This is a genomic window from Burkholderia sp. Bp8986 (genome assembly GCF_003854225.1).
Taxonomy (GTDB): Bacteria; Pseudomonadota; Gammaproteobacteria; order Burkholderiales; family Burkholderiaceae; genus Burkholderia.
Genome location: NZ_QTQM01000018.1, coordinates 74,925 through 99,899 on the forward strand (window position 1 = coordinate 74,925; position 24,975 = coordinate 99,899).

Here is a 24,975-nt window from a genome sequence, read left to right on the forward strand (position 1 = left end):
TGACATGAAGAAACGTTTCATCGTCGTTGCCGCGGCGCTCGCATGCGCCGGGGTTGCAGCATCCGCATCGGTGTCCGCGTTCGCGCAGGCGAGCGACGCCGCCACCCCGGCGCGCGCGCGCCAGGCGCAGCTCGGCGATCCATACGTGCCGCCGGCCGCGCGCAAGCCGACCGCCGGCACGCAGACGACGGGCGCCGCGCTGCACGCGCAGGTGGTGCGCAAGCTCGCGCGGCAGTTCGGCGCGGCCGACACGCAGAACACCGGCTCGATCACCGAAGCGCAGGCGCGCGCGGCCGGCCTCGGCTACGTCGCGAACCACTTCCGGCAGATCGACGCGAACGGTAGCGGCCGCGTGTCGTTCTCCGACGTGCAGCGCTACATGCAGGCGCGCAGCACGAACCAGCAGTAAGCGCGCCGCGCGCGGATAACGGGGGCGGGACCCGCAACGTGTCGGGTTCCGCCCCCGTGCGCATGGCGCGGCGGTTCCGCGCCGAATGCCGCGGCTTCCGTCGCTTTTCTCATTATCTGGACAACGCACTCAAATATTGGAGGCGAGTGCGTGCGCTCCTACAATCCGAAGCACATCGACAGCTTCGGACCCACGCATCGCGCGGCGCCCGACGCACACGGAGACACCTTCCATGACGTTCGCCGGGCGCTTTCCTCGGTGCATCGACCGCCGCGTTGCCGCGACGCCGGACTTCGTTCCGGCCTCGCGACAGCGGCTAGACCGATTCCGCTGAAGAAGCCCGTTCCATGACCAAGATGCCCGATACCCTTGCTCTCGACGCCCGGCGCGCGACGCCGGACGATGCGCCGCTGACCGACAGCATCGGCGCGACCAGCACGCCGCTCGACCTCGCCGCGCAGCAGGCCGGCACGCAGACGCTGCTGCGCGGCCTCGCGATCCTCGAAGCGATCGCGAACGGCGCGCGCGACATGCGCGCGATCGGCGCCGCGCTCGGCACGACGCGCAGCACGACGCACCGTCTCGTCAGCAGCCTCGTGCAGGCGCGCTACCTGCGCCAGGTGCAGGGCGGCTACCTGCTCGGCCCGAAGCTGATCGAACTCGGCACGATCGCGCTCGAGCAGATGCCGCTCACGGCGGTTGCACGGCCGCACCTCGAGGCGCTCGCCGAAGCGACGCTCGACACGATCCACCTCGGTGTGCGCGACGGCGACGACGTGCTGTACATCGACAAGATTCCCGGCACGCGCGGCCTCGAGATGCGTTCGCGCGTCGGCCACCGGATGCCGCTCGCGTCGACCGGCATCGGCAAGGCGATGATGCTCGACCTCGATCCGGACCGGTGGCGCTCGCTGTTCGAAGCCGCGCGGCGCGCGCTGGCCGGCGTCAATTTCAAGCCGGACAACCGGCCCGAGACGAGCGCGTTCCTGCAGCGCATGGCGCATTACGCGGCCGGCGGCTACACGTTCGACCTCGAGGAAAACGAAGCATCGATCCGTTGCGTGGCCGCACCGATCCGCGACGCGTCGGGCGCGATCGTCGCCGCCGTATCGGTCGCGAGCACGATCCCGTACATGCCGCACGACCGGATGGACGAACTGATTCCGCTCGTGCAGCGCGAAGCGCGAGCCATTTCCGCGGAACTGGGCTGGAGCCCGCCGCAGGGTACCCGCAGGATCAAACGATGACCCACTCGACCCGGACCGCTCCGGACGCCAACACCGCCACCCAGTCGCTGATCGCGCTCGACTGGGGCACGACGTCGCTGCGCGCGTATCTGTTCGACGCGCACGGCGCGCTGCTCGACACGCGCAGCCGCGCGGCAGGCGTGATGCACGTGCCGGCTGGCGGCGCGCGTGCCTTCGACGTCGTGTTCGAGGAAGCGTGCGGCGACTGGCTCGACCGCGCGCCGGGCGTGCCGGTGCTGGCGGCCGGGATGGTCGGCAGCGCGCAGGGCTGGCGCGAGGCGCCGTACGTCGCGGTGCCGGCCGGCGCCGACGCGCTCGTCGCGGGGCTCGTCACGGTGACGACGGCGCGCGGCACGACTGTGTCGATCGTGCCGGGCGTGATCGCGACGGGCGAATTGCCCGACGTGATGCGCGGCGAAGAAACGCAGATATTCGGCGCACTCGCGAACGATCCCATGCTTGATGCCGATCGTTCAGGGGTACTGATCGGCTTGCCGGGCACGCATGCGAAGTGGGCATGGGTGAAGGATGGTCTCATCGAGCGCTTCCAGACCTTCATGACGGGCGAGCTGTTCGCGGCGCTGCGTGATCACACGATCCTCGGCCGCACGATGCGCGCGAGCGCGTCGCCCGACCGCGCGGCGTTCGCGCGCGGCGTCGCGGTGGCCCGCGGCGCGCAGCGCGCGGGACTGCTCGCGACGATCTTCAGCACGCGCACGCTCGGCCTGACCGACCGGCTCGCGCCCGATGCGCAGGGCGACTATCTGTCCGGGCTGCTGATCGGCCATGAGCTGAACGCGCTCGACGCGATGCTCGCGGAGCGCGGTGTCGCGCTCGCGAACCAGCCGCTGCTGCTGATCGGCGACGACGGATTGTGCGCGCGCTACGTCGACGCGCTGAGCGTATTCGGCTGCACGCATGCACGCGTCGTCGCACAGGCGACCGAGCGCGGCTTGTGGTGGATCGCGTCGCGCGCCGGACTCGTGCGCGCGGACGGCGAACCCGTCTGCGCCGACCAATGAACCGATTGAAGAGGAACTGCCGATGTCGTCCGACCTTACGCTGCCCGCGCCGTACACGCCGCACGCCGCGCTGATGCGCGCGTTCGACGCGTGCCCGCTGATCGCGATCATGCGCGGCATCGCGCCCGCGGAAGCTGTCGACCACGGCCTTGCGCTGCATGAAGCCGGCTTCCGGATCGTCGAGGTGCCGCTGAACTCGCCCGATCCGTTCGGCAGCATCGCGGCGCTGCGCCGCGCGCTGCCCGACGACATGATCGTCGGCGCGGGCACCGTGCTGCGCGCCGAATTCGTCGACCGCGTGCAGGATGCGGGCGGCACGCTGATCGTGATGCCGCACAGCGACGCGGCGGTGATCCGCCGCGCGCGCGAGCGCGGGCTCGCGAGCGCACCGGGCGTCGCGACGCCGACCGAGGCGTTTGCCGCGCTCGCGAACGGCGCCGACGTGCTGAAGATGTTCCCGGCCGAGCAGCTCGGCGTGCCCGTCGTGAAGGCGTGGCGCGCGGTGATCGACCGCGCGGTGCCGCTGCTTCCGGTCGGCGGGATTACGCCGGACAACATGCAGCCGTTCCTCGCGGCAGGCGCCAACGGCTTCGGCCTGGGTTCGGCGCTGTACCGGCCCGGCCAGTCGGCGGACACGACCGCGGCGAACGCACGCGCGTTCCAGGCCGGCCTGCGCGCGGCGCGCGGCGGAGCCGCATGATGGAACGCCTCGCGGGCAAGGTCGCGATGGTGACGGGCGCGGGCCGCGGGATCGGCGCCGCGATCGCGCAGGCGTTCGCGCGCGAGGGCGCGGCCGTCGCGCTCGTCGACCTCGACTTCGCGCAGGCGCAGCGCACGGCCGCGGCGATCACCGACGACATCGACGGCGCGCGCGTGCTGGCGCTGCATGCGGACGTCGCGCGGCAGGACTCGGTACGCGACGCGCTCGCGCAGACCGAAGCGGCTTTCGGCCCGCTCGACGTGCTGGTGAACAACGCGGGCATCAACGTGTTCGCCGATCCGCTGACGATGACGGACGACGACTGGCGCCGCTGCTTCGCGGTCGACCTCGACGGCGTGTGGCACGGCTGCCGCGCGGCGCTGCCGGGCATGGTCGAGCGCGGCCGCGGCAGCATCGTGAACATCGCGTCGACGCATGCGTTCCGGATCATCCCGGGCTGCTTTCCGTATCCGGTCGCGAAACACGGCGTGCTGGGCCTCACGCGTGCGCTCGGTATCGAATACGCGGCGCGCAACGTGCGCGTGAACGCGATCGCGCCCGGCTACATCGAGACGCAGCTCACGCGCGACTGGTGGGATGCGCAGGCCGACCCGGCCGCGGCGCGCGCCGAGACGCTCGCGCTGCAGCCGATGAAGCGGATCGGCAAACCGGAGGAAGTCGCGATGACGGCCGTGTTCCTCGCGTCCGACGAGGCGCCGTTCATCAATGCCGCGTGCATCACCGTCGACGGCGGGCGGGCGGCGCTGTACCACGACTGACGCAACGATTCGACAGAGCGCACGTGCGACGGCCGCGCGCACGCTGCGTCGAAACCAACAAGCGGCTGCATTCCGTTCGATGAAGACAAGGAGACACTGGAGATGAAACGCAGAACGTTCGTAACGCTGGCCGCCGCGGCCGCGGTGGTGATGGGAAGCCCGGTGGCGCACGCGGCCGACCCGGTCAAGATCGGCTTCCTCGTGAAGCAGCCGGAAGAGCCGTGGTTCCAGGACGAATGGAAGTTCGCCGAGATCGCGGCGAAGGACAAGGGCTTCACGCTCGTGAAGATCGGCGCGCCGTCGGGCGAGAAGGTGATGAGCGCGATCGACAACCTGTCCGCGCAGAAGGCGCAGGGCTTCATCATCTGCACGCCCGACGTGAAGCTCGGGCCGGGCATCGTCGCGAAGGCGAAGTCGCACAACCTGAAGATGATGACGGTCGACGACCGCCTCGTCGACGGCGCGGGCAAGCCGATCGAGGCGGTGCCGCACATGGGGATCTCCGCGTACAACATCGGCAAGCAGGTCGGCGACGGCATCGCGGCCGAGATCAAGAAGCGCGGCTGGAACATGAAGGACGTCGGCGCGATCGACATCACCTACGAGCAGCTGCCGACCGCGCACGACCGCACGAGCGGCGCGACCGATGCGCTGGTGGCCGCCGGCTTTCCGAAGGCGAACGTGATCGCGGCGCCGCAGGCGAAGACCGATACCGAGAATGCGTTCAACGCGGCGAACATCGCGCTCACCAAGAACCCGCAGTTCAAGCACTGGGTCGCCTACGGCCTGAACGACGAGGCCGTGCTCGGCGCCGTGCGCGCGGCCGAAGGGCGCGGCTTCAAGGCGGACAACATGATCGGCATCGGCATCGGCGGTTCCGATTCGGCGTTGAACGAGTTCAAGAAGCCGCAGCCGACGGGCTTCTACGGCACCGTGATCATCAGCCCGAAGCGCCACGGCGAGGAAACCTCCGAGCTGATGTACACGTGGATCACGCAGGGCAAGGCGCCGGCGCCGCTCACGCTGACCACCGGCATGCTCGCGACGCGCGACAACGTGTCGAAGGTGCGCGAGGAGATGGGGCTTGCCTCGAAGTAAGCGGCACGCCGGCCGCCGCGGCGATGCGGCGGCCGGCGATCGATGGATCTGCAAGTGGGGAGACGACGTGTCAGCGGCACTGCGTTTTGACAATATCGGCAAGGTATTTCCCGGCGTGCGCGCACTCGACGGCATCTCGTTCGACGTGCACGCGGGCGAGGTGCATGGCCTGATGGGCGAGAACGGCGCGGGCAAGTCGACGCTGCTGAAGATTCTCGGCGGCGAATACCAGCCCGATGCGGGCAGCGTGCTGGTCGACGGCCAGCCCGTGCATTTCTCGAGTGCGGCCGCGTCGATCGCGGCCGGCATCGCGGTGATTCACCAGGAACTGCAGTACGTGCCCGACCTGACGGTCGCGGAGAACCTGCTGCTCGGCCGCCTGCCGAATGCGCTCGGCTGGGTGAGGAAGGGCGAGGCGAAGCGCCACGTGCGCGAGCGGCTCGCGGCGATGGGCGTCGATCTCGATCCGGATGCGAAGCTCGGCCGGCTGTCGATCGCGCAGCGGCAGATGGTCGAGATCTGCAAGGCGCTGATGCGCAACGCGCGCGTGATCGCGCTCGACGAGCCGACGAGCTCGCTGTCGCATCGCGAGACCGAGGTGCTGTTCAAGCTCGTCGACGACCTGCGCGCGCAGGGCCGCGCGCTGATCTACATCTCGCACCGGATGGACGAGATCTACCGGCTGTGCGATGCGTGCACGATCTTTCGCGACGGGCGCAAGATCGCGTCGCACGAATCGCTCGCCGACGTGCCGCGCGAGCGGCTGGTCGCCGAGATGGTCGGGCGTGAAATTTCGGATATCTACCATTACGCGCCGCGCGCGCTCGGCGACGTGCGGTTGTCGGCCGAAGGCGTCGATGGTCCGGCGCTGCGCGAACCCGCGAGCTTCTCGGTGCGCGCGGGCGAGATCGTCGGGTTCTTCGGCCTCGTCGGCGCGGGCCGCAGCGAGCTGATGCGGCTCGTGTACGGTGCCGACCGCCGCCGCGCGGGCGTGCTGACGCTCGACGGCCGGCGTATCGACGTGAAGCGCACCGGCGACGCGATCCGTCACGGCATCGTGCTGTGTCCGGAAGACCGCAAGGAGGAAGGGATCATCGCGATGGCGTCGGTCGCGGAGAACATCAACATCAGCTGCCGCCGTCATTCGCTGCGCGCGGGCCTGTTCATCGACCGCAAGACCGAGAGCGAAACGGCCGACCGCTTCATCCAGCGGCTGAAGATCAAGACGCCGAACCGGCGGCAGAAGATCCGCTTCCTGTCGGGCGGCAACCAGCAGAAGGCGATCCTGTCGCGCTGGCTCGCGGAGCCCGACCTGAAGGTCGTGATCCTCGACGAGCCGACGCGCGGCATCGACGTCGGCGCGAAGCACGAGATCTACGACGTGATCTACCGGCTCGCGGAGCGCGGCTGCGCGATCGTGATGGTGTCGTCGGAGCTGCCGGAAGTGCTCGGCGTGTCCGACCGCATCGTCGTGATGCGCGAAGGCCGCATCGCGGGCGAGCTGCCGCGCGAACGGGCGAACGAGCATGCGGTGCTGAGCCTCGCGCTGCCGCAGACGAGCGTCGTCGAGGCGGCTGACGCAGTGTGAGGTCGCCGCGGGCGACGCAGGACATTCGAATCGATCACGCGCGGCGCGGGCCGCGCGATGCAGGAGCAGGAGACACAACCATGCAAGTCAGGGAAAACCTCGCCAGCGCAGCCGTGAAGCCGTCGGCCGACGCGCTGGTTCCACAGCAGAGCGACCGCCAGAAGTGGTGGCAGCACCTCACCGAATACAGCCTCATTGCGATCTTCGCGGTGATGTTCTTGACGATGTCGCTGACGGTCGATCACTTCTTCTCGATCGACAACATGCTCGGCCTCGCGCTGTCGATCTCGCAGATCGGGATGGTCGCGTGCACGATGATGTTCTGTCTGGCGTCGCGCGACTTCGACCTGTCGATCGGCTCGACCGTCGCGTTCTCGGGCGTGCTGTGCGCGATGGTGCTGAACGCGACCGACAACACGTTCGTCGCGATCGTCGCGGCGGTCGCGGCAGGCGCCGCGATCGGCTTCGTGAACGGCGCGGTGATCGCGTACCTGCGCATCAACGCGCTGATCACGACGCTCGCGACGATGGAAATCGTGCGCGGGCTCGGCTTCATCGTGTCGAAGGGGCAGGCGGTGGGCGTGTCGTCGGATACCTTCATCGCGCTCGGCGGGCTCACGCTCTTCGGCGTATCGCTGCCGATCTGGGTCACGCTGCTGTGCTTCATCGTGTTCGGCGTGCTGCTGAACCAGACCGTCTACGGCCGCAACACGCTCGCGATCGGCGGCAACCCCGAGGCGTCGCGTCTCGCGGGGATCAACGTCGAACGCACGCGCGTGTACATCTTCCTGATCCAGGGCGCGGTGACGGCGCTCGCCGGCGTGATCCTCGCGTCACGCATCACGTCGGGCCAGCCGAACGCCGCGCAGGGCTTCGAGCTGAACGTGATCTCCGCGTGCGTGCTCGGCGGCGTGTCGCTGATGGGCGGCCGCGCGACGATCTCGGGCGTCGTGATCGGCGTGCTGATCATGGGCACCGTCGAGAACGTGATGAACCTGCTGAACATCGACGCGTTCTACCAGTACCTGGTGCGCGGCGCGATCCTGCTCGCGGCCGTGCTGCTCGACCAGCTGAAGAACCGCGGCGTACGCGACTGACCGATTCCACGGAGACGATTCGCATGAGCATCGAAACTTCCGCGCCGGATCCGCGCGCCGCGAGCGACGCGCGTTATGCGCGCTACCCGAGCCTCGAGGATCGCGCGGTGCTGATCACGGGCGGCGCGACCGGCATCGGCGCGGCGTTCGTCGAGCACTTCGCGCGGCAGGGCGCGCGCGTGGCGTTCGTCGATCTCGACGCACAGGCGGGCCAGGCGCTCGCGGAAAGCCTCGCGCAGGCGGCGGACGTACGTCACGCGCCGCTGTTCCTCCCGTGCGACCTCACCGACATCGACGCGCTGCGCCATGCGATCGACACGATCCGCGTACGGATCGGCGCGATCGCGGTGCTCGTGAACAACGCGGCGAACGACACGCGCCACGCGATCGGCGACGTGACGCCCGCGTCGTTCGACGCGGGCATCGCGGTGAACCTGCGCCACCAGTTCTTCGCCGCGCAGGCGGTGATCGACGACATGAAGCAGCGCGGCGGCGGCGCGATCATCAATCTCGGCTCGATCAGCTGGATGCTGAAGAACGGCGGCTATCCCGTCTACGTGATGGCGAAGGCAGCCGTGCAGGGCCTCACCCGCGGGCTCGCGCGCGATCTCGGCCCGTTCGGGATCCGCGTGAATTCGCTGGTGCCCGGCTGGGTGATGACCGACAAGCAGCGCAGGCTGTGGCTCGACGACGCGGGCCGGGCGGCGATCAAGGCCGGCCAGTGCATCGACGCCGAGCTGCTGCCGGACGATCTCGCCCGGATGGCGCTGTTTCTCGCGGCCGACGACAGCCGGATGATCACCGCGCAGGACGTGGTGGTCGACGGCGGCTGGGCCTGATTGCCGATGTCCGTGTTCGCGCGGCACCGCGCGACGATCCGTATCGCTTCATCGACGAAGCAAAGGAGTTCACCATGACCGCCACGTCCTCGCGCGCATCGTCGTCGTCCACGAGCCAGTCGCGCCGTGCGCGCCTGGCTGCCGCCGCGCAGCCGGTCAGCGCCGGCCCGCAGACCGCCACGTTCGCGCAGGGCGTCGGCGCCACGCATGCGGCGGCCGTCACGCTGTCGAACGCGGCGCTGCGGCTCGACGTGCTGCCCCACCTCGGCGGTGGCATCGCGCGCTTCGACTGGCGCGGCGACCACGGTGCGCTGGTGCCGGTGTTCCGACGCTGCGAACACCCGGAGACGGCGACGGACCCGAACGCACTCGCGTGCTATCCGCTGCTGCCGTATTCGAACCGGATCGGCAACGGCCGCTTCGAATGCGACGGGCGCAGCGTCGCGGTGCCGCGCAACCGCCGCGACGAGCCGCTGCCGATCCACGGCGACGGCTGGCTCGCGCCGTGGCAGGTGGACGACGCGACCGACACCACGCTGCAGCTGTCGCTCGATCGCGCGAGCGGCGCGCCGTACGCGTTTCGTGCGATCCAGTCGTTCGCGCTCGACGACACGACGCTGTCGATCGCGCTGACGATCGAGAACGCTGGGCGCGCACGGCTGCCGTTCGGGCTCGGCTTGCACCCGTTCCTGGTGCGCGACGACGCGACCGAGCTGGCCGCGGCCGCGGGCGGCCTGTGGCTGTCGGGCGCGGATTTCCTGCCGGTGCGGCACGTGTGCGTGCCGCCGGCGTGGCAGTTCGGCGTCGCGTATCCGTTGCCGGCGACGCTCGTCAATCACGCGTTCACCGGCTGGGGCGGCCACGCGACGGTGAGCTGGCCGCGCCGCGGGCTGTTGCTGACGATCGCGGCCGACGCCGATGCGTACGTGCTCTATACGCCGCCTGGCGAGCCGTTCTTCTGCTTCGAGCCGGTCGATCATCCGATCAATGCGGTGAACCTGCCGGGCGGCGCGGCCGCGCACGGGATGACGCTGCTCGCGCCGGGCGAGCGGCTCACGCGGCGTTTCGCGTTCACCGTCGAGCGGGCCGATGCACGGGTCGACGCCGCCGTGCGCGAAGGCCGCCGGCGACGCGGGTAAAATACGCGGTCTATCAACGGTTTGCCGCGAGTATCCGCCATGTCTTCCCCGCTTACTTTCATCGAATCGCTGCGCGCCGCGTGGCAGCGCACGAATTCGCTGCTGTGCGTCGGCCTCGATCCCGAGCCGTCGCGTTTTCCCGTGCAGTTCGACGGCCAGCCCGACGCGATCTTCGAGTTCTGCCGGCAGATCGTCGACGCGACCGCGCAGTACGCGAGCGCGTTCAAGCCGCAGATCGCGTACTTCGCCGCGCATCGCGCGGAAGATCAGCTCGAGCGGCTGATCGCGCACATCCACCTCCAGCATCCGGGCCTGCCCGTGATCCTCGACGCGAAGCGCGGCGACATCGGCAGCACCGCCGAGCAGTACGCGCGCGAAGCGTTCGAGCGCTATCGCGCGGACGCGGTCACCGTGAACCCGTACATGGGCTACGACTCGGTCGAGCCGTACTTCGAGCATGAAGGCAAGGGCGTGATCGTGCTGTGCCGCACGTCGAACCCGGGCGGGTCGGACCTGCAGTTCCTCGAAACGGGTGGCCGGCCGCTGTACCAGGTCGTGGCCGACCTCGCGGCGAACAAGTGGAATGCGAAGAACGGCCAGCTCGGCCTCGTGGTCGGCGCGACGTTCCCGAAGGAGATCGAGATCGTGCGCGGGATCGTCGGCGACATGCCGCTCCTGATCCCCGGCATCGGCGCGCAGGGCGGCGACGTGCAGGCGACCGTCAACGCGGGCCGCACCGCCGACGGCACCGGGATGATGATCAACTCGTCGCGCGCGATCCTGTACGCGAGCAAGGGCGAGGATTTCGCCGAAGCCGCCGCGCTCGCCGCGCAGAAGACGCGCGATACGATCAACGCGCATCGCTGAAATATCGCTGAGCCACAGGCCGCCCGCCCGGGCGGCCTTTCAATGCCGAACCCGCATCTGCGGGCCGCGCGCCTGCCTCGCGTGTTTGCCGTCCTGGCGCACGCGAACAACTTCCCGTCGCTTGCGCACCGCATGCCCGCGCCACAATCGCGCGATGCTGCCGCTTGTCATCGATCCGTCACCAGAATGTCATAAAAGGAGCGGCGCCATGCCCAAGCTGTCCCGACGTCTTCTGAGCGCGCTTGCCGCGTCGTTGTGCATGTCGTTCGCCCACGCGGCGGACCTGTCGCACTGGCCGGCGGACAGCGCGAAGGCGCTGAACGCGATGATCGCCGCGCACGCGAACCGCGGCGACTACGCGGTGTTCGACGCCGACAACACGACCTATCGCTACGATCTCGAGGAGTCGCTGCTGCCGTATCTCGAGAACCGCGGCGTGCTGACGCGCGACTCGCTCGATCCGTCGCTGAAGCTGATCCCGTTCAAGGATTCCGCCGACTACAAGGAGTCGCTGACGAGCTACTACTACCGGCTCTGCGAGATCGACGACCTGGTCTGCTACCCGTGGATCGCGCAGGCGTTCGCGGGGCTGTCGCTGGCCGACCTGAAGCGCCACGTCGACGCGATGCTCGCCGACGGCAAGCCGGTGCCGATCCGCTACTGGCAGGGCGACAAGGTCGTCGACGGCACCGCGAACCCGCCGCGCTTCTTCCGCGGCATGCAGGAGCTGTACAACGCGCTGCGCGAGAACGGGATCGAGGTGTACGTGATGACCGCCGCGCACGAGGAGCTCGCGCGGCTCGTGCTGTCCGATCCGAAATACGGCTACAACGTGAAGCCGCAGAACGTGATCGGCGTGACGACGCTGCTGCGCGACCCGGCGACGGGCGCGCTGACCACGTCGCGGCTGCAGATCAAGGCCGGCAAGTACGACGAGGCCGCGAACCGCAATCTCGTGATCACGCCGTTCCTGATGAACCCGATGACGTGGTACGAAGGCAAGCTCGGCTCGATCGCCGGCTGGATCGACCAGTGGAAGAAGCCGGTGCTCGTCGCGGGCGACACGCCGAAATCCGACGGCTACATGCTGCTGAACGCGACCGACGTCGCGCGCGGCGGCGTGCGCGTGTGGGTGAACAAGAAGGACAAGCAGATGGCGCAGATCCGCGCATGGTCGGACGAATCGGCCGCGCAGCAGAAGGCGCTCGGCCAGCCGGTCACGGCGGACAAGAACTGGATCGTCGTGAAGCCCGACGCGATCCAGTAAGCGGCGAGGGGCGGCGGCCGCCCCTGCCGTCGCGCGGGGGAATCAGCCTTCGCGCTCGTCGAGCAGCTTCAGCAGCCCGCGCAGCGCGTGCGCGGCCGCCTGCGTGCGGATCTGCTCGCGGTCGCCCTTGAACACGAGCGTTTCGACGTCGGTATGCAGCCGGTTGCTCCATGCGAACGACACGGTGCCGACCGGCTTCTTCTCGCTGCCGCCCGCCGGGCCGGCGATGCCGGTGACCGACAGCGCGACCTGCGCGCGGCTGTTGCGCAGCGCGCCCTCGGCCATCGCGCGCGCGACCGGCTCGCTGACGGCGCCGTGTTTCTCGATCAGGTCGGGCGGCACGCCGATCATCTCGATCTTGGCCTGGTTCGAGTACGTGACGAAGCCGCGCTCGAACCACTGGCTGCTGCCGGAGATGTCGGTGATCGCGGCGGCGATCATGCCGCCCGTGCAGGATTCGGCGGTGGCGAGCGACAGGTGCTCGTCACGCAGCTTGTTGCCTGCGCGGATCGCAAGCTGATGGACGACGGAATCGGTTGGCATGCGCGTCGAGAAACGGGAGTCGGGAAATCGGTCAGCCGACGACGGAGCGCCAGAAGGCGATCACGAGCAGCGTCATGAACGCGGCGATCAGGTCGTCGACCATGATGCCGAGCCCGCCTTTCACGCGACGGTCGAAATAGCGGATCGGCGGCGGCTTGAGCATGTCGAAGCAGCGGAACACGACGAACGCCCACAACTGGCCGATGAAGGTCGCGGGCGTGACGAACAGCATCACGAGCCAGGTCGCGACGATCTCGTCCCAGACGACGGCGCCCGGATCGCTCGTGCCCATCCTGCGTGCGGTGAAACCGGTGACCCACGTGCCCGCCGCGAAACCGACCGCGATCAGCGCCCACCATTCGGGCACCGTCAGGTAGCGGTTGAGCACGACGAACGCGAGCCAGCCGAACAGCGTGCCGAACGTGCCGGGCATGAACGGCGCGAGCCCGCTGCCGAAGCCGAGCGACACGATGTGAGCCGGGTGCGACAGCATGAAGCGCACGGTGGCGCGCCGCGGCGCGTTGCGGGCGGCGCCTGGCGCGGCCGCGGATTGCGCGGTCGTCGGGTCAGTCTGCATGGAAGTGGTCGAAACCGTGCAACGTGAGAGTCAGGGGCGCGCCGGCGGCGTCGCGCCACGCGATCGCGGGCTGCTCCGACGGCGAGGACAACGCATGTATTGTACCGACTCGCGTGACCGGAACCCCGGCGCTCGCGCCCGCTGCCTCGACCGCGGCGCGGGCCGCGGCCGGCGCGGTGAAGCACAGCTCGTAGTCGTCGCCGCCGGCCAGCGTGCAGCGTCGCTGCACGTCGGGCGGCAGCGTCGCGAGCGCGGCCGAGCGCGGCACCGCGTCGACGTCGATCTCGGCGCGCACGTTCGAGCGGGTCAGGATGTGCCGCAGGTCGCCGGCGAGGCCGTCCGAGATGTCGAGCGCCGCATGCGCGACGCCCGCGAGCGCGAGCCCGAGCGCAATGCGCGGCTCCGGGCGCTCGAGTGCCTGCCGGAACGCGGCGGCTTCGTCCGCGCCGGCGCTCCATTCGCCGCGCGCGAGCCCGAGCCCCGCGCGCGCGTCGCCGAGCGTGCCGGACACCCAGACGTCGTCGCCGTCGCGCGCGGCGTCGCGCCGCAGCGCCGCATCCGGCGCGACTTCGCCGAACACGGTCACGCACAGGTTCAGCGGCCCGCTCGTCGTGTCGCCGCCGATCAGCTCGCAGCCGAACCGCTCGGCGAGCGCGAACAGGCCGTTGCTGAACGCCTCGAGCCACGCCGCATCGGCGCGCGGCAGCGCGCACGCGAGCGTGAACGCGCGCGGCTCGGCGCCCATCGCCGCGAGATCCGACAGGTTGACCGCGAGCGTCTTGTGGCCGAGCGCGTCGGGCGCGACATCGGGGAAGAAATGGCGGCCCTCGACCAGCATGTCCGTCGAAATGGCCAGCAATTTGCCGGATCGCGGCGCGATCAGCGCGCAATCGTCACCGATGCCGAGCGTCGACGCACGCGCCCCCCGGGCCGCGCGGCGCGCGAAGAAGCGATCGATCAGCGAAAACTCGGACAGGGCGGCTGGCACGGCGGAGGAACCCGGAAACGGTGAAAGGAATGGCATTGTACGCAGCGAGCGGTGCCGTTCCTGCACCGTTCAGTACATTTATGTCGCGGCTGTCGCACCCGAATCGCCGGTCTGACGGCCTTCGATTGGCGCTACAATGCCGTCGAACAGTCATTCTAATCCGCCCGCCACGAGACACATGTCGACCCAAGCCTCCTCCAAAGCCAAGCTCCGCGAAGCCGCTCTCGACTATCACGAATTCCCGACTCCGGGGAAGATCGCGATCGCACCGACCAAGCAGATGATCAACCAGCGCGACCTCGCGCTCGCGTATTCGCCGGGTGTCGCGTATGCGTGCGAGGAGATCGTCGAGAACCCGCTGAACGCCGCGCGCTTCACCGCGCGCAGCAACCTGGTCGGCGTCGTCACGAACGGCACGGCGGTGCTGGGGCTCGGCAACATCGGCCCGCTCGCGTCGAAGCCGGTGATGGAAGGCAAGGCGGTACTGTTCAAGAAGTTCGCCGGCATCGACGTGTTCGACATCGAGCTGAACGAGTCGGACCCGCACAAGCTGGTCGACGTGATCGCCGCGCTGGAGCCGACCTTCGGCGGGATCAACCTGGAAGACATCAAGGCGCCCGACTGCTTCATCGTCGAGCGCGAAGCGCGCAAGCGGATGAAGATCCCGGTGTTCCACGACGACCAGCACGGCACCGCGATCGTCGTGGCCGCGGCCGTCACGAACGGCCTGAAGGTCGTCGGCAAGGACATCAAGAAGGTGAAACTCGTCGCGTCGGGCGCTGGCGCGGCCGCGCTGGCCTGCCTGGACCTGCTGGTCGACATCGGCCTGCCGCTCGAGAACATCACGGTGACCGACCTGGCCGGCGTGGTCTACAAGGGCCGCACCGAGCTGATGGATCCGGACAAGGAGCGTTTCGCCCGGGAAACCGAAGCCCGCACGCTGGCCGAGGTGATCGACGGCGCGGACATCTTCCTCGGCCTGTCGGCCGCCGGCGTGCTGAAGCAGGAGATGGTGAAGGGCATGGCCGAGCGCCCGCTGATCCTCGCGCTCGCGAACCCGACGCCGGAAATCCTGCCGGAACTGGCGCTCGAAGTGCGCCCCGACGCGATTCTCGCGACCGGCCGCACCGACTACCCGAACCAGGTCAACAACGTCCTGTGCTTCCCGTTCATCTTTCGCGGCGCGCTCGACGTCGGCGCGACGACGATCACGCGTGAAATGGAAATCGCGGCCGTCAACGCGATCGCCGAACTCGCGCAGCACGAGCAGAGCGACATCGTCGCGACTGCCTACGGGATCCAGGACCTGTCGTTCGGGCCCGAATACCTGATTCCGAAGCCGTTCGATCCGCGCCTGATCGTCAAGATCGCGCCGGCCGTCGCGCAGGCCGCGATGGACGGCGGCGTCGCGACGCGCCCGATCGAGGACATGGAGGCGTACAAGCAGCACCTGCAGCAATTCGTGTATCACAGCGGCACGACGATGAAGCCGATTTTCCAGCTCGCGCGCAGCGCGCCGGCGGAGAAGAAGCGGGTCGTGTTCGCGGAAGGCGAGGAAGAGCGCGTGCTGCGCGCTGTCCAGATCATCGTCGACGAGAAACTCGCGAAGCCGATCCTGATCGGCCGTCCGTCGGTGATCGAGCACCGTATCCAGCGTTACGGCCTGCGCCTCACGCCGGGTACCGACTTCACGGTCGTCAACACCGAGCACGACGAGCGCTACCGCGATTTCTGGCAGACGTACCACAAGATGATGGCGCGCAAGGGCATCAGCGAGCAGCTGGCCCGTGTCGAGATGCGCCGCCGCACGACGCTGATCGGCTCGATGCTGGTGAAGAAGGGCGAGGCGGACGGGATGATCTGCGGCACGATCAGCACCACGCACCGCCACCTGCACTTCATCGACCAGGTGATCGGCAAGCGCCCGGGCTGCAGCGTGTACGCGGCGATGAACGGCCTCGTGCTGCCGGGCCGCCAGATCTTCCTGGTCGACACGCACGTGAACGTGGATCCGACCCCGGAGCAACTCGCCGAGATCACGGTCATGGCTGCCGAGGAAGTGCGCCGCTTCGGCATCGAACCGAAGGTCGCGCTGCTGTCGCACTCGAACTTCGGCACGAGCAACGCGCCTTCGGCGCAGAAGATGCGCGATACGCTCGCGATCCTGCAGGAACGTGCGCCGGAATTGAAGGTCGACGGCGAAATGCACGGCGACGTCGCGCTCGACGCGGCGCTGCGCAAGGAAATCCTGCCGGAATCGACGCTGGAAGGCGACGCGAACCTGCTGATCCTGCCGAACATCGATGCCGCGAACATCGCGTACAACCTGCTGAAGACGGCGGCCGGCAACAACATCGCAATCGGGCCGATCCTGCTGGGCGCGGCCCAGCCGGTGCACGTGCTGACCGAATCGGCGACCGTTCGCCGCATCGTCAACATGGCGGCGCTGCTGGTCGCCGACGTGAACGCCGCACGCTGAGCGGAATGAACGCGCGGCGCCGGTCGAACCGCTGCCGCGCGGCGGGCAAAATTGTAAACAAAAGCAAAAAGAGGCGTGCCCGCAATGGGCACGCCGCGGGCAGGGCGCAAACGCGCTTCCCATAAGCAACAGCGGCATCTCTCCCCCTAGGCTAGCGAGCGTGGCAAGGAGGCAGGTCTTGCCATGCGAGAGATGCCGCGGATATTTTATCTCATGTAAGATAAATGTAGTCTTTTTTCGGTAAAAAATGCGCGATTCCGGGCGGAGCCAGCCTTTCGGTTCCCAAACGAACATTGATTCGCGCGGACAATAGCGCTACGCTAACGCCTTTGGTTGGTCGTCAACTACTTGATTTAACAGCGGGAACCCTGGTTCATGGCACGCAAGTGGCTCCGCAACGGCGCGCTCGCGTCCGTCTTCGCGATGTTCGCGATGGGTATCGTCGGTACACCGACGGGCAGTCTGGTTTCCGCCGCTTACGCACGGCAGGCCGTTTCGGCCGACCTGGCCGTCGGCGGGGTCGATACGATCCCGACCGCCCGCCTGCCGCGCGAGGCCGTGACCACGCTTGGCCTGATCGGCGCCGGTGGCCCCTATCCGTACGAGAAGGACGGCGTCGTCTTCGGCAACCGCGAGCGGATCCTGCCGAAGGCGAAGCGCGGCTACTACCACGAGTACACGGTGCCGACGCCGCGCGCGCGCAATCGCGGCGCGCGCCGGATCGTCTGTGGCGGGCCATTGCGCCGGATCGACAACTGTTATTACACGGACGACCACTACAACAGTTTTAAACGTATTGTTGAATGACTTCGGGATGAACGGCATGAGCGACTCCATCTACGCGCACGATACGGCGGCGGCGGAACTGTTCGCGGCCGGCGACGGCAACCTGTTTCAGCGCGTGATCCAACTTCACGCGGCGGCACAGGCAGGCGTCGCGGCGGAGCAACAGGAAGCCGAGCCCGGGCTTTCATCGAACGAGGAGCCTATGAGCCTTTTCACGACCGTGCGACCCAATCTCGTGCAGTCGATCCGCGCGTTCCGCGTGCAGGATCTCGCCGACGAAGCCGGCCGGCTCGGCCAGCATTTCCTGTACGCGTATTGCGGTGCCGCGCAGTCGAAGCAGGAAGTGATGGAGACGATCGCGACGTCGTTCCTGTTTCCGAAGCATTTCGGCAAGAACTACGACGCGCTGTACGACTGCCTGACCGACCTCGTCGCGAAGGCCGGCGCGCAGCCAGGTTTCGTGATCGTTCTCGAAGGGTTGCCGATCGCGCAGAAATTCGACAAGGAAGGGCGCGAGACGCTGCTCGACGTGTTCCGCGAAGCCGCCGAGTTCTGGGCCGAGCGCAAGGTCGCGTTCCGTGTGTTCTATTCGTTCGCGTAAAGCGCGGATCCACTGGCCGCCCGAGCGCGGCCGATTCGGCAAAAAGCCCGCATCGCGCGGGCTTTTTTGCGTCTGCGTTCCGGCCGATGGGCGCCGGGAAGTCACGCGCGGCGTCGGTCCGAACGTGCGTCAGGCATCGGGCCGGCGTCGGTCGTTTCGGGCGCATGCCACGCCGGCCGCGCCCCGACGCATCACCATCCGCCCCAGCGCGCGGCCAGCGCCGCCAGCACGGCCGCGCCGGCCGTCTCGGTGCGCAGCACGCGCGGGCCGAGCGACAACGCGGTGAACCCGTGCGCGCGGGCCGCGTGTTCCTCGTCGGGCGACAGCCCGCCTTCGGGCCCGATCAGCAGCGTGACGGCCGCCGCGGGCGGCGCGTCGGGCAGCGACGCAAACGGGATGCTCGCGCGCGGCGACAGCAGCAACCGCAGCTCGCCGTCGGCCGGCGCGGCCGGCAGCGTATCGAGCCACGCGCCGAAGCCGCGTACCGGCGCGACGTCGGGCACGCGGTTGCGCCCGCATTGCTCGCACGACGCGCGCACGACGCCGCGCCAGTGCGCGACGCGCTTGTCCGCGCGCTCGCCGGACAGTTTCACGACGCCGCGCGCCGTCGACAGCGGCACGACCGCCGCGACGCCGAGCTCGACGGCCTTCTCGATCACCCAGTCCATCTTGTCGCCGCCGGCGATGCCTTGCGCCAGCGTCACGCGATAGGGCGGCTCGGCCTCGGCCGGATCGAACCCTTCGAGCTGCGCGAGCGCGCCGCGCTTGTCGATCTCGACGAGCCGCGCGCGGTACTGGCCGCCGCTGCCGTCGAACAGCGCGAGCGCGTCGCCGGGCTGCAGCCGCAGCACTTGCGCGTGCCGCGCGACGTCGGCCGGCAACGCGAGCGTCGTATCGGCGCGCAGCGCCGCTTCGACGAAGAAACGCGGCACGGCCGCGGTGGTGGTGGCTTCACTCATGCGTATCGCGGCTCCGTTCATGCAGCCAGGCGGCGCGCGAGCGCCCAGCGGTAGCCGTCGAGATCCTCGATCTGGGCGAAGCGGTCGCCCCAGAACTGATCTTGCGGCGAGGTCAGCGATTGCGCGCCCGCGTCGAGCGCGCGCTGCCAGGTTGCGTCGACGTCGTCGACATACAGGTAGAAAGACTGCGGAGCGGTTGCGTGCGCACTCTTCGGCGTGAGCGCGATCGAGCCGAATGCGCCTTCGGGCGCGAACATCACGATCAGCTGCCCGCGGTAGGTCATCTCGACGTGCATGATCGCGCCGTCCTCGTCGAGGACGTCGCGCAATTCGAAGCCGAAAGCGGCCTTGAAGAACTCGATGGTCGCGTGCGCATTGCGCACGGCCAGGTAAGGCGTCAACCAAGGCACGTTGGCCGGACGTGGATCGGTCATGAAATCTCCTGTCGAACGGGGTTGGCGCTTGAGCGGTGACTCCGGTCCCATGCTTTGCAGTCCAACGGATATTGGCGCGCGGGTGCCCGGGGCGGCACCGCGCCGTGCAGAGGATACGCAGGCGGGCCGCCTGCGTCGCGCCGGGCCCGGCAGAAAGCGTGGCCCGCCCGCGAAGCGATGCTCCGCCCGGCAGCTCAGCGACGAACGCCCAGTGTATCGCGCAGCGCGCGCGGCAGGGCAAAGAGGGCCGCATGGAGTCGCGCGTCGTAGTAGCGCAAGCCCTGCACGCGGCGTGCGGCGAGCCGTTCGTCGATGTCGTGTGCGAACAGCGCGGCCGCGTCGAGCGTGTCGCTCGCGATCGCCATCAGCCACTGGGATCCGTACAGCGGTACGTGCGCGGACAGCGGATCGACGACCGCGAAGCTCGCGCGCAGATCGTCGAGCAGCGCGGCGATGCGCGCCGTGTGGAACACCGGCGAGCCGAGGTGCATCGAGATCGCGCCGCACGGCGTGAGGATCCGCTTGAGCCGCGCGTAGAACTCGCGCGTATAGAGGCCGGCCGCCGGCGAGTCGGGCGGCGTGAGGTCGAACACGACGAGATCGAAATGCTCGACGGTCGACGCGACGAAATGCGCGGCGTCGCCGATCACGATCGCGACGCGCGGGTCGTCGAGCGCGCCCTGGTGCACGTCGTCGAGATAGCGGCGCGCCATGCCGACCACCTCGTCGTCGAGCTCCGCGACGACGATCCGCTCGATGCACGCGTGCTTGAGCAGCTGGCGCGCGGCGCCGCCGTCGCCCCCGCCGAGCACGAGCGCCTTCCTCGGGCACGGGTGCGCGAGCGCGGCCGGGTGCGTCATGCACTCGTGGTACACGTATTCGTCGCCGACCGACGTCATCGGCCGGCCGTCCAGCGTGAACAGGCGGCCGAGCTGCGGGGTTTCCCAGACCTCGATGTGCTGGTGCGGCGACGCGACGTGCGCGAGCCGGCGTGCGTTCGGGAAGCCGTACGCGACGTCGGGCGTGGGATGGAAGAGAAGGGTCGTGTTCACGGGCGGGCCGCTCGGGCAGACAGTTCCGACGTCTGAATTATAGGAGGCGGGCGGTTTGGCGGAAAACCGTGCCGGAACACTACGCGCCGACAAGGGAAATGTCAGCCCATCTGTTAAAATGACGAGCTTTGCAGCCCCGTCCGTAGGCTCCGTCCGCTTCGCGTCCGTCAGGCGCCGCACTGCGCGCCGGGAACGATTGACGCTCGAGCTTCCGGATGCCGCCGTGCCCCCGTTTCCTCGACTCGTTCTCCGGACTCGACATGACGACTTCGTCTCCCGCCTCCACCACCCTGATGGCCAATGCGATCCGTGCGCTCGCGATGGACGCCGTCCAGCAAGCGAACTCCGGCCACCCCGGCATGCCGATGGGCATGGCCGAAATCGGCGTCGCGCTCTGGTCGCGTCACCTGAAGCACAACCCGACGAACCCGCACTGGGCGGACCGCGACCGCTTCGTGCTGTCGAACGGCCATGGCTCGATGCTGCTGTACTCGCTGCTGCACCTGACCGGCTACGACCTGCCGATGGAAGAGCTGAAGAACTTCCGCCAGCTGCACTCGAAGACGCCGGGCCACCCGGAATACGGCATCACCCCGGGCGTCGAGACGACCACCGGCCCGCTCGGCCAGGGTCTCGCGAACGCGGTCGGCATGGCGCTCGGCGAAGCGCTGATGGCCGACGAGTTCAACCGTGACGGCGCGAAGATCGTCGATCACCACACGTACGTGTTCCTCGGCGACGGCTGCCTGATGGAAGGCATCTCGCACGAAGCCTGCTCGCTCGCGGGCACGCTGAAGCTGAACAAGCTGATCGCGCTGTACGACGACAACGGCATCTCGATCGACGGCGACGTCGTGAACTGGTTCCACGACGACACGCCGAAGCGCTTCGAAGCGTACGGCTGGAACGTGATCCCGAACGTGAACGGCCATGACGTCGACGCGGTCGACGCGGCGATCGCGAAGGCGAAGCTGTCGGACAAGCCGACGCTGATCTGCTGCAAGACGGTGATCGGCAAGGGCGCCGCGACCAAGGCGGGTGGCCACGACGTGCACGGCGCGGCGCTCGGCGCGGAAGAAATCGCGAAGACGCGCGCGGCGCTCGGCTGGACCTGGGAGCCGTTCGTGATTCCGCAGGAAGTCTATGCGGCATGGGACGCGAAGGAAGCCGGCAAGCGCGCCGAGACCGAATGGGACGCGACGTTCGCCGCCTATCGCGCGAAGTTCCCGGCAGAAGCCGCCGAATTCGAGCGCCGGATGGCCAACAAGCTGCCGGCCGACTGGGCCGAGAAGGCTGCGGCGATCATCGCCGGTGCGAACGAGCGCGCCGAGACGGTCGCGACCCGCAAGGCGTCGCAGCAGGCGATCGAAGGGCTCGCCGCCGCACTGCCGGAGCTGCTCGGCGGCTCGGCCGACCTGACCGGCTCGAATCTGACCAACTGGAAGGCATCGAAGGCGGTCCGCGCGAATCCGGAAGGCGCGGGCGTGCTGCTCGGCAACCACATCAACTACGGCGTGCGCGAATTCGGCATGAGCGCCGCGATCAACGGCCTCGCGCTGCACGGCGGCCACAAGCCGTTCGGCGGCACGTTCCTGACGTTCTCCGACTACAGCCGCAACGCGCTGCGCGTCGCGTCGCTGATGAAGGTCCCGTCGATCTTCGTGTTCACGCACGACTCGATCGGCCTCGGCGAAGACGGCCCGACGCACCAGTCGATCGAGCACGTGTCGAGCCTGCGCCTGATCCCGAACCATGACGTCTGGCGTCCGGCCGACACGGTCGAGACGGCCGTCGCCTGGACCCACGCGGTCGCCGCCGATCGTCCGTCGAGCCTGATCTTCAGCCGCCAGAACCTCGCGTTCAACCCGCGCACCGACGCGCAGATCGCCAACATCGAGAAGGGCGGTTACGTGCTGAAGGACTGGGACGAAGAGATCGTCGCGCGCAAGATCATCCTGATCGCGACGGGCTCGGAAGTCGAACTCGCGATGAAGGCCGTCGAGCCGCTCGCGCAGCAGGGCATCGCGGCCCGCGTCGTGTCGATGCCGTCGACCAACGTGTTCGACCGCCAGGACGCCGAATACCGCGAACGCGTGCTGCCGCACGGCGTGCGCCGCGTCGCGATCGAAGCGGGCGTGACCGCGTTCTGGCACAAGTACGTCGGCCTCGAAGGCGGCGTCGTCGGGATCGACACGTTCGGCGAATCGGCGCCGGCCGGCGTGCTGTTCAAGTACTTCGGCTTCACCGTCGAGCACGTCGTCGAGACCGCCAAGGCCGTGCTGGCCTAAAAGCATTCGCGACGCGCGCCACCCCTCGCGCGCGTCGCACCGTGAAGCTGCACGAAACGAATTTTTTCAGCCATCAGGAGATAGACCATGACGATTCGCGTCGCAATCAACGGCTACGGCCGTATCGGCCGCAACACGCTGCGCGCGTTCTATGAAAACGGCAAGAAGCACGATCTCGAGATCGTCGCGATCAACGACCTGGGCGATGCGAAGACCAACGCGCACCTGACCCAGTACGACACCGCGCACGGCAAGTTCCCGGGCGAAGTGTCGGTCGACGGCGACTTCCTCGTCGTGAACGGCGACAAGATCCGCGTGCTGGCGAACCGCAACCCGGCAGAACTGCCGTGGGGCGAGCTGGGCGTCGACGTCGTGATGGAATGCACGGGCTTCTTCACGACGAAGGAAAAGGCGAGCGCGCACCTGAAGGGCGGCGCGAAGAAGGTCATCATCTCGGCGCCGGGCGGCAAGGACGTCGACGCGACGATCGTCTACGGCGTGAACCACGACGTGCTGAAGGCCGAGCACACCGTCATCTCGAACGCATCGTGCACGACGAACTGCCTCGCGCCGCTCGTCAAGCCGCTGAACGACAAGATCGGCCTTGAAACCGGCCTGATGACGACGATCCACGCATACACGAACGACCAGGTGCTGACGGACGTCTACCACGAAGACCTGCGTCGCGCGCGTTCGGCCACCCACAGCCAGATCCCGACCAAGACGGGCGCTGCGTCGGCCGTCGGCCTCGTGCTGCCGGAACTGAACGGCAAGCTCGACGGCTACGCGATCCGCGTCCCGACGATCAACGTGTCGATCGTCGACCTGTCGTTCATCGCGAAGCGCGACACGACGGTCGAGGAAGTCAACGCGATCATGAAGGAAGCATCGGAAGGCGCGCTGAAGGGCATCCTCGGCTACAACGACGCACCGCTGGTGTCGATCGACTTCAACCACAACCCGGCTTCGTCGACGTTCGACGCAACGCTGACCAAGGTGTCGGGCCGCCTCGTCAAGGTGTCGAGCTGGTACGACAACGAGTGGGGTTTCTCGAACCGCATGCTGGATACGGCAGTCGCATTCGCGAACGCGAAGTAATCCCGCACGTCGCACGGCCGCCGCACGGCGGCCTGCGTGGCGAACGAGCCCGGCCCGGATTTTTCCCGGCCGGGTTTTTTATTGCGCGGCGTTCGCCGTCACCTGCTCGAGCGCGTCGACGAACGCGCGCTTCAGCGGGCTGTCGAGGTCGGTCCACGCGAGGCCGATGCCGCTGCGGTGGCCGGCCAGGTCGAGCGGCCGCGCGAGCACGTTCGGCGGCAGCGCGCTCGCGGCTTCCGCCGGGATCAGCCCGATCCCCATGCCGGCCGCGACGAGTGCGAGCATCGTCGTGAATTCCCCGAACTCCTGCGCGATCTCGAGCGTCGTGCCCGCGCGACTCAGCGCGAGCAGCATGTCGTCGTGAAAGCCGGGCGCGTAGCGGCGCGCGAGCACGAACGCGGGCTGGCCGCGCAACGCGGACGGTGAAATCGCGTCGTGCGCGGCGAGCGGATGGTCGAGCGGCAGTGCGACCACGAAGCCCTCCTCGAGCACCACGCGCGTGTCGATGCCCGCATACGCGGCCGGCAGCCGGATCATCCCGAAATCGATGCGCCGGTCGCGCAGCGCTGCGATCTGGTCGGGCGTCGGCAAATCCTTCAGTTCGAGCGCGATCAGCGGATAACGCTCGCGCATCGTGCGCAGCACGGCCGGCAGCAGCGCCGGCAGCACCGACGACACGAACGCGATGCGCAGCGTGCCGATCTCGCCGCGGCTCGACAGCCGCGCCATCTGCTCCGCGCGCGCGGCCTGCTGCAGCGTCGCCCGCGCTTCGGGCAGGAACACGCGCCCCGTATCGCTGAGCTCGACCTTGTGGCGGTCGCGCTCGAACAGGCGTGCGCCCAGCTCCTCCTCGAGCGCCTTGATCTGCATGCTCAGCGCGGACTGCACGATGAACAGGCGCTGCGCGGCGCGCCCGAAATGCAGTTCTTCCGCGAGCGTGACGAAGGCGCGCAATTGCTTGAGTTCCATGGTGGGCGGGCGGCGGCAAACGGTGAAGAGAACGGTGATCGGATTTCATGATAACCGGATCAAAAAAGACCATTGGCGCGACGCCCGTCCGAGCGTCGAAGATACCCTCGACGCGAGACCGGCCGCGACCGGCGGTCGGCTCGATGGCA

Annotated in this window: 24 protein-coding genes; 17 read left to right on the forward strand and 7 right to left on the reverse strand. The window is 68.5% G+C overall.

Annotated features, from left to right (window positions below):
• The first annotated feature begins 4 nt into the window (after window positions 1–4).
• The 12 genes from DID99_RS18035 (at window position 5) to DID99_RS18095 (ending at window position 12,052) form a co-directional block, all read left to right on the forward strand.
• Window positions 5–409, forward strand: a complete 405-nt coding sequence (locus tag DID99_RS18035; RefSeq protein ID WP_044844191.1) for a hypothetical protein — start codon at window positions 5–7, stop codon at window positions 407–409.
• Between the two features lie 347 nt (window positions 410–756).
• Window positions 757–1,656 carry an IclR family transcriptional regulator gene (locus tag DID99_RS18045; protein WP_044844190.1) on the forward strand — a complete coding sequence of 300 codons (900 nt, stop codon included), beginning with the start codon at window positions 757–759 and terminating at the stop codon, window positions 1,654–1,656.
• Window positions 1,653–2,678, forward strand: coding sequence for a 2-dehydro-3-deoxygalactonokinase (locus tag DID99_RS18050; protein WP_124667247.1), 1,026 nt, complete (start codon window positions 1,653–1,655; stop codon window positions 2,676–2,678). The genes DID99_RS18045 and DID99_RS18050 overlap by 4 nt, the downstream gene beginning before the upstream one ends.
• Window positions 2,679–2,700: 22 nt before the next feature.
• Window positions 2,701–3,378, forward strand: a complete 678-nt coding sequence (locus DID99_RS18055) for a 2-dehydro-3-deoxy-6-phosphogalactonate aldolase (RefSeq protein ID WP_044844188.1) — start codon at window positions 2,701–2,703, stop codon at window positions 3,376–3,378.
• Window positions 3,378–4,157 (forward strand): SDR family oxidoreductase, encoded by a 780-nt coding sequence (locus DID99_RS18060; protein WP_124520043.1) that lies wholly within the window; start codon window positions 3,378–3,380, stop codon window positions 4,155–4,157. The genes DID99_RS18055 and DID99_RS18060 overlap by 1 nt, the downstream gene beginning before the upstream one ends.
• 102 nt (window positions 4,158–4,259) lie before the next feature.
• Window positions 4,260–5,255, forward strand: a complete 996-nt coding sequence (locus DID99_RS18065; protein WP_044844187.1) for an arabinose ABC transporter substrate-binding protein — start codon at window positions 4,260–4,262, stop codon at window positions 5,253–5,255.
• A gap of 67 nt (window positions 5,256–5,322) precedes the next feature.
• Window positions 5,323–6,843: an L-arabinose ABC transporter ATP-binding protein AraG gene (gene araG, locus DID99_RS18070; protein WP_124667248.1), complete on the forward strand. Its 1,521-nt coding sequence runs from the start codon at window positions 5,323–5,325 to the stop codon at window positions 6,841–6,843.
• Window positions 6,844–6,923: 80 nt separating this feature from the next.
• Window positions 6,924–7,940: an L-arabinose ABC transporter permease AraH gene (gene araH / locus DID99_RS18075; RefSeq protein WP_044844185.1), complete on the forward strand. Its 1,017-nt coding sequence runs from the start codon at window positions 6,924–6,926 to the stop codon at window positions 7,938–7,940.
• 23 nt (window positions 7,941–7,963) lie between these two features.
• Complete coding sequence (locus DID99_RS18080; RefSeq protein ID WP_124667249.1) at window positions 7,964–8,779, forward strand: SDR family NAD(P)-dependent oxidoreductase; 816 nt, start codon at window positions 7,964–7,966, stop codon at window positions 8,777–8,779.
• Between the two features lie 74 nt (window positions 8,780–8,853).
• On the forward strand, window positions 8,854–9,918 hold the full coding sequence (locus DID99_RS18085) for an aldose 1-epimerase (protein ID WP_124667250.1): 1,065 nt from the start codon (window positions 8,854–8,856) through the stop codon (window positions 9,916–9,918).
• 39 nt (window positions 9,919–9,957) lie between these two features.
• Window positions 9,958–10,785: an orotidine-5'-phosphate decarboxylase gene (gene pyrF, locus DID99_RS18090; RefSeq protein WP_044844182.1), complete on the forward strand. Its 828-nt coding sequence runs from the start codon at window positions 9,958–9,960 to the stop codon at window positions 10,783–10,785.
• Between the two features lie 208 nt (window positions 10,786–10,993).
• Window positions 10,994–12,052, forward strand: a complete 1,059-nt coding sequence (locus DID99_RS18095; protein ID WP_044844181.1) for a hypothetical protein — start codon at window positions 10,994–10,996, stop codon at window positions 12,050–12,052.
• 42 nt (window positions 12,053–12,094) lie between these two features.
• On the opposite strand, the gene DID99_RS18100 is transcribed toward DID99_RS18095, so the two are convergent.
• Genes DID99_RS18100 through thiL form a run of 3 tightly spaced genes read right to left on the reverse strand, consistent with a single transcriptional unit; the run spans window position 12,095 to window position 14,196 of the window.
• Window positions 12,095–12,595, reverse strand: coding sequence for a CinA family protein (locus tag DID99_RS18100; RefSeq protein ID WP_044844180.1), 501 nt, complete (start codon window positions 12,593–12,595; stop codon window positions 12,095–12,097).
• A gap of 31 nt (window positions 12,596–12,626) precedes the next feature.
• Window positions 12,627–13,172, reverse strand: a complete 546-nt coding sequence (locus DID99_RS18105) for a phosphatidylglycerophosphatase A (RefSeq protein ID WP_124667251.1) — start codon at window positions 13,170–13,172, stop codon at window positions 12,627–12,629.
• On the reverse strand, window positions 13,162–14,196 hold the full coding sequence (thiL, locus tag DID99_RS18110; RefSeq protein ID WP_124667252.1) for a thiamine-phosphate kinase: 1,035 nt from the start codon (window positions 14,194–14,196) through the stop codon (window positions 13,162–13,164). The genes DID99_RS18105 and thiL overlap by 11 nt, the downstream gene beginning before the upstream one ends.
• A 100-nt stretch (window positions 14,197–14,296) precedes the next feature.
• Between thiL and DID99_RS18115 the strand changes: the two genes are divergently transcribed.
• The 3 genes from DID99_RS18115 (at window position 14,297) to DID99_RS18125 (ending at window position 18,026) form a co-directional block, all read left to right on the forward strand.
• Window positions 14,297–16,639, forward strand: coding sequence for an NADP-dependent malic enzyme (locus DID99_RS18115; RefSeq protein ID WP_311767495.1), 2,343 nt, complete (start codon window positions 14,297–14,299; stop codon window positions 16,637–16,639).
• A gap of 375 nt (window positions 16,640–17,014) precedes the next feature.
• Window positions 17,015–17,446, forward strand: coding sequence for a ribonuclease (locus tag DID99_RS18120; protein WP_006760307.1), 432 nt, complete (start codon window positions 17,015–17,017; stop codon window positions 17,444–17,446).
• Window positions 17,447–17,462: 16 nt separating this feature from the next.
• Window positions 17,463–18,026 carry a barstar family protein gene (locus tag DID99_RS18125; RefSeq protein ID WP_044844247.1) on the forward strand — a complete coding sequence of 188 codons (564 nt, stop codon included), beginning with the start codon at window positions 17,463–17,465 and terminating at the stop codon, window positions 18,024–18,026.
• A gap of 191 nt (window positions 18,027–18,217) precedes the next feature.
• Here DID99_RS18125 and DID99_RS18130 read toward each other — a convergent pair whose 3' ends face one another.
• From DID99_RS18130 to speE, 3 genes are all read right to left on the reverse strand, one after another.
• Complete coding sequence (locus DID99_RS18130) at window positions 18,218–18,985, reverse strand: 16S rRNA (uracil(1498)-N(3))-methyltransferase (RefSeq protein WP_124519989.1); 768 nt, start codon at window positions 18,983–18,985, stop codon at window positions 18,218–18,220.
• Window positions 18,986–19,002: 17 nt separating this feature from the next.
• Window positions 19,003–19,419 (reverse strand): glyoxalase/bleomycin resistance/extradiol dioxygenase family protein, encoded by a 417-nt coding sequence (locus tag DID99_RS18135; protein WP_044844175.1) that lies wholly within the window; start codon window positions 19,417–19,419, stop codon window positions 19,003–19,005.
• Window positions 19,420–19,613: 194 nt separating this feature from the next.
• Complete coding sequence (speE, locus tag DID99_RS18140; protein WP_044844174.1) at window positions 19,614–20,471, reverse strand: polyamine aminopropyltransferase; 858 nt, start codon at window positions 20,469–20,471, stop codon at window positions 19,614–19,616.
• Between the two features lie 215 nt (window positions 20,472–20,686).
• Here speE and tkt point away from each other — a divergent pair, with 215 nt between their 5' ends.
• Both tkt and gap read left to right on the forward strand, forming a co-directional pair.
• Window positions 20,687–22,759, forward strand: a complete 2,073-nt coding sequence (tkt, locus tag DID99_RS18145; RefSeq protein ID WP_044844173.1) for a transketolase — start codon at window positions 20,687–20,689, stop codon at window positions 22,757–22,759.
• Between the two features lie 87 nt (window positions 22,760–22,846).
• On the forward strand, window positions 22,847–23,857 hold the full coding sequence (gene gap / locus DID99_RS18150; RefSeq protein ID WP_044844172.1) for a type I glyceraldehyde-3-phosphate dehydrogenase: 1,011 nt from the start codon (window positions 22,847–22,849) through the stop codon (window positions 23,855–23,857).
• 78 nt (window positions 23,858–23,935) lie between these two features.
• On the opposite strand, the gene DID99_RS18155 is transcribed toward gap, so the two are convergent.
• Window positions 23,936–24,826, reverse strand: a complete 891-nt coding sequence (locus DID99_RS18155) for a LysR family transcriptional regulator (protein ID WP_124667254.1) — start codon at window positions 24,824–24,826, stop codon at window positions 23,936–23,938.
• Window positions 24,827–24,975 lie beyond the last annotated feature (149 nt).

Excerpts from the sequence above, each read along its gene's own strand:
- DID99_RS18045 (WP_044844190.1), top strand. The coding sequence starts at position 757 with ATGACCAAGATGCCCGATACCCTTGCTCTCGACGCCCGGCGCGCGACG.
- DID99_RS18135 (WP_044844175.1), bottom strand. The coding sequence starts at position 19,419 with ATGACCGATCCACGTCCGGCCAACGTGCCTTGGTTGACGCCTTACCTG.
- DID99_RS18035 (WP_044844191.1), top strand. The coding sequence starts at position 5 with ATGAAGAAACGTTTCATCGTCGTTGCCGCGGCGCTCGCATGCGCCGGG.
- pyrF (WP_044844182.1), top strand. The coding sequence starts at position 9,958 with ATGTCTTCCCCGCTTACTTTCATCGAATCGCTGCGCGCCGCGTGGCAG.
- DID99_RS18125 (WP_044844247.1), top strand. The coding sequence starts at position 17,463 with ATGAGCGACTCCATCTACGCGCACGATACGGCGGCGGCGGAACTGTTC.
- DID99_RS18055 (WP_044844188.1), top strand. The coding sequence starts at position 2,701 with ATGTCGTCCGACCTTACGCTGCCCGCGCCGTACACGCCGCACGCCGCG.
- DID99_RS18085 (WP_124667250.1), top strand. The coding sequence starts at position 8,854 with ATGACCGCCACGTCCTCGCGCGCATCGTCGTCGTCCACGAGCCAGTCG.
- DID99_RS18050 (WP_124667247.1), top strand. The coding sequence starts at position 1,653 with ATGACCCACTCGACCCGGACCGCTCCGGACGCCAACACCGCCACCCAG.
- araH (WP_044844185.1), top strand. The coding sequence starts at position 6,924 with ATGCAAGTCAGGGAAAACCTCGCCAGCGCAGCCGTGAAGCCGTCGGCC.
- DID99_RS18060 (WP_124520043.1), top strand. The coding sequence starts at position 3,378 with ATGGAACGCCTCGCGGGCAAGGTCGCGATGGTGACGGGCGCGGGCCGC.
- DID99_RS18065 (WP_044844187.1), top strand. The coding sequence starts at position 4,260 with ATGAAACGCAGAACGTTCGTAACGCTGGCCGCCGCGGCCGCGGTGGTG.
- DID99_RS18155 (WP_124667254.1), bottom strand. The coding sequence starts at position 24,826 with ATGGAACTCAAGCAATTGCGCGCCTTCGTCACGCTCGCGGAAGAACTG.
- DID99_RS18095 (WP_044844181.1), top strand. The coding sequence starts at position 10,994 with ATGCCCAAGCTGTCCCGACGTCTTCTGAGCGCGCTTGCCGCGTCGTTG.
- gap (WP_044844172.1), top strand. The coding sequence starts at position 22,847 with ATGACGATTCGCGTCGCAATCAACGGCTACGGCCGTATCGGCCGCAAC.
- DID99_RS18100 (WP_044844180.1), bottom strand. The coding sequence starts at position 12,595 with ATGCCAACCGATTCCGTCGTCCATCAGCTTGCGATCCGCGCAGGCAAC.
- DID99_RS18105 (WP_124667251.1), bottom strand. The coding sequence starts at position 13,172 with ATGCAGACTGACCCGACGACCGCGCAATCCGCGGCCGCGCCAGGCGCC.
- tkt (WP_044844173.1), top strand. The coding sequence starts at position 20,687 with ATGCCGCCGTGCCCCCGTTTCCTCGACTCGTTCTCCGGACTCGACATG.
- DID99_RS18130 (WP_124519989.1), bottom strand. The coding sequence starts at position 18,985 with ATGAGTGAAGCCACCACCACCGCGGCCGTGCCGCGTTTCTTCGTCGAA.
- DID99_RS18120 (WP_006760307.1), top strand. The coding sequence starts at position 17,015 with ATGGCACGCAAGTGGCTCCGCAACGGCGCGCTCGCGTCCGTCTTCGCG.
- DID99_RS18115 (WP_311767495.1), top strand. The coding sequence starts at position 14,297 with ATGCCGTCGAACAGTCATTCTAATCCGCCCGCCACGAGACACATGTCG.
- thiL (WP_124667252.1), bottom strand. The coding sequence starts at position 14,196 with ATGCCATTCCTTTCACCGTTTCCGGGTTCCTCCGCCGTGCCAGCCGCC.
- DID99_RS18080 (WP_124667249.1), top strand. The coding sequence starts at position 7,964 with ATGAGCATCGAAACTTCCGCGCCGGATCCGCGCGCCGCGAGCGACGCG.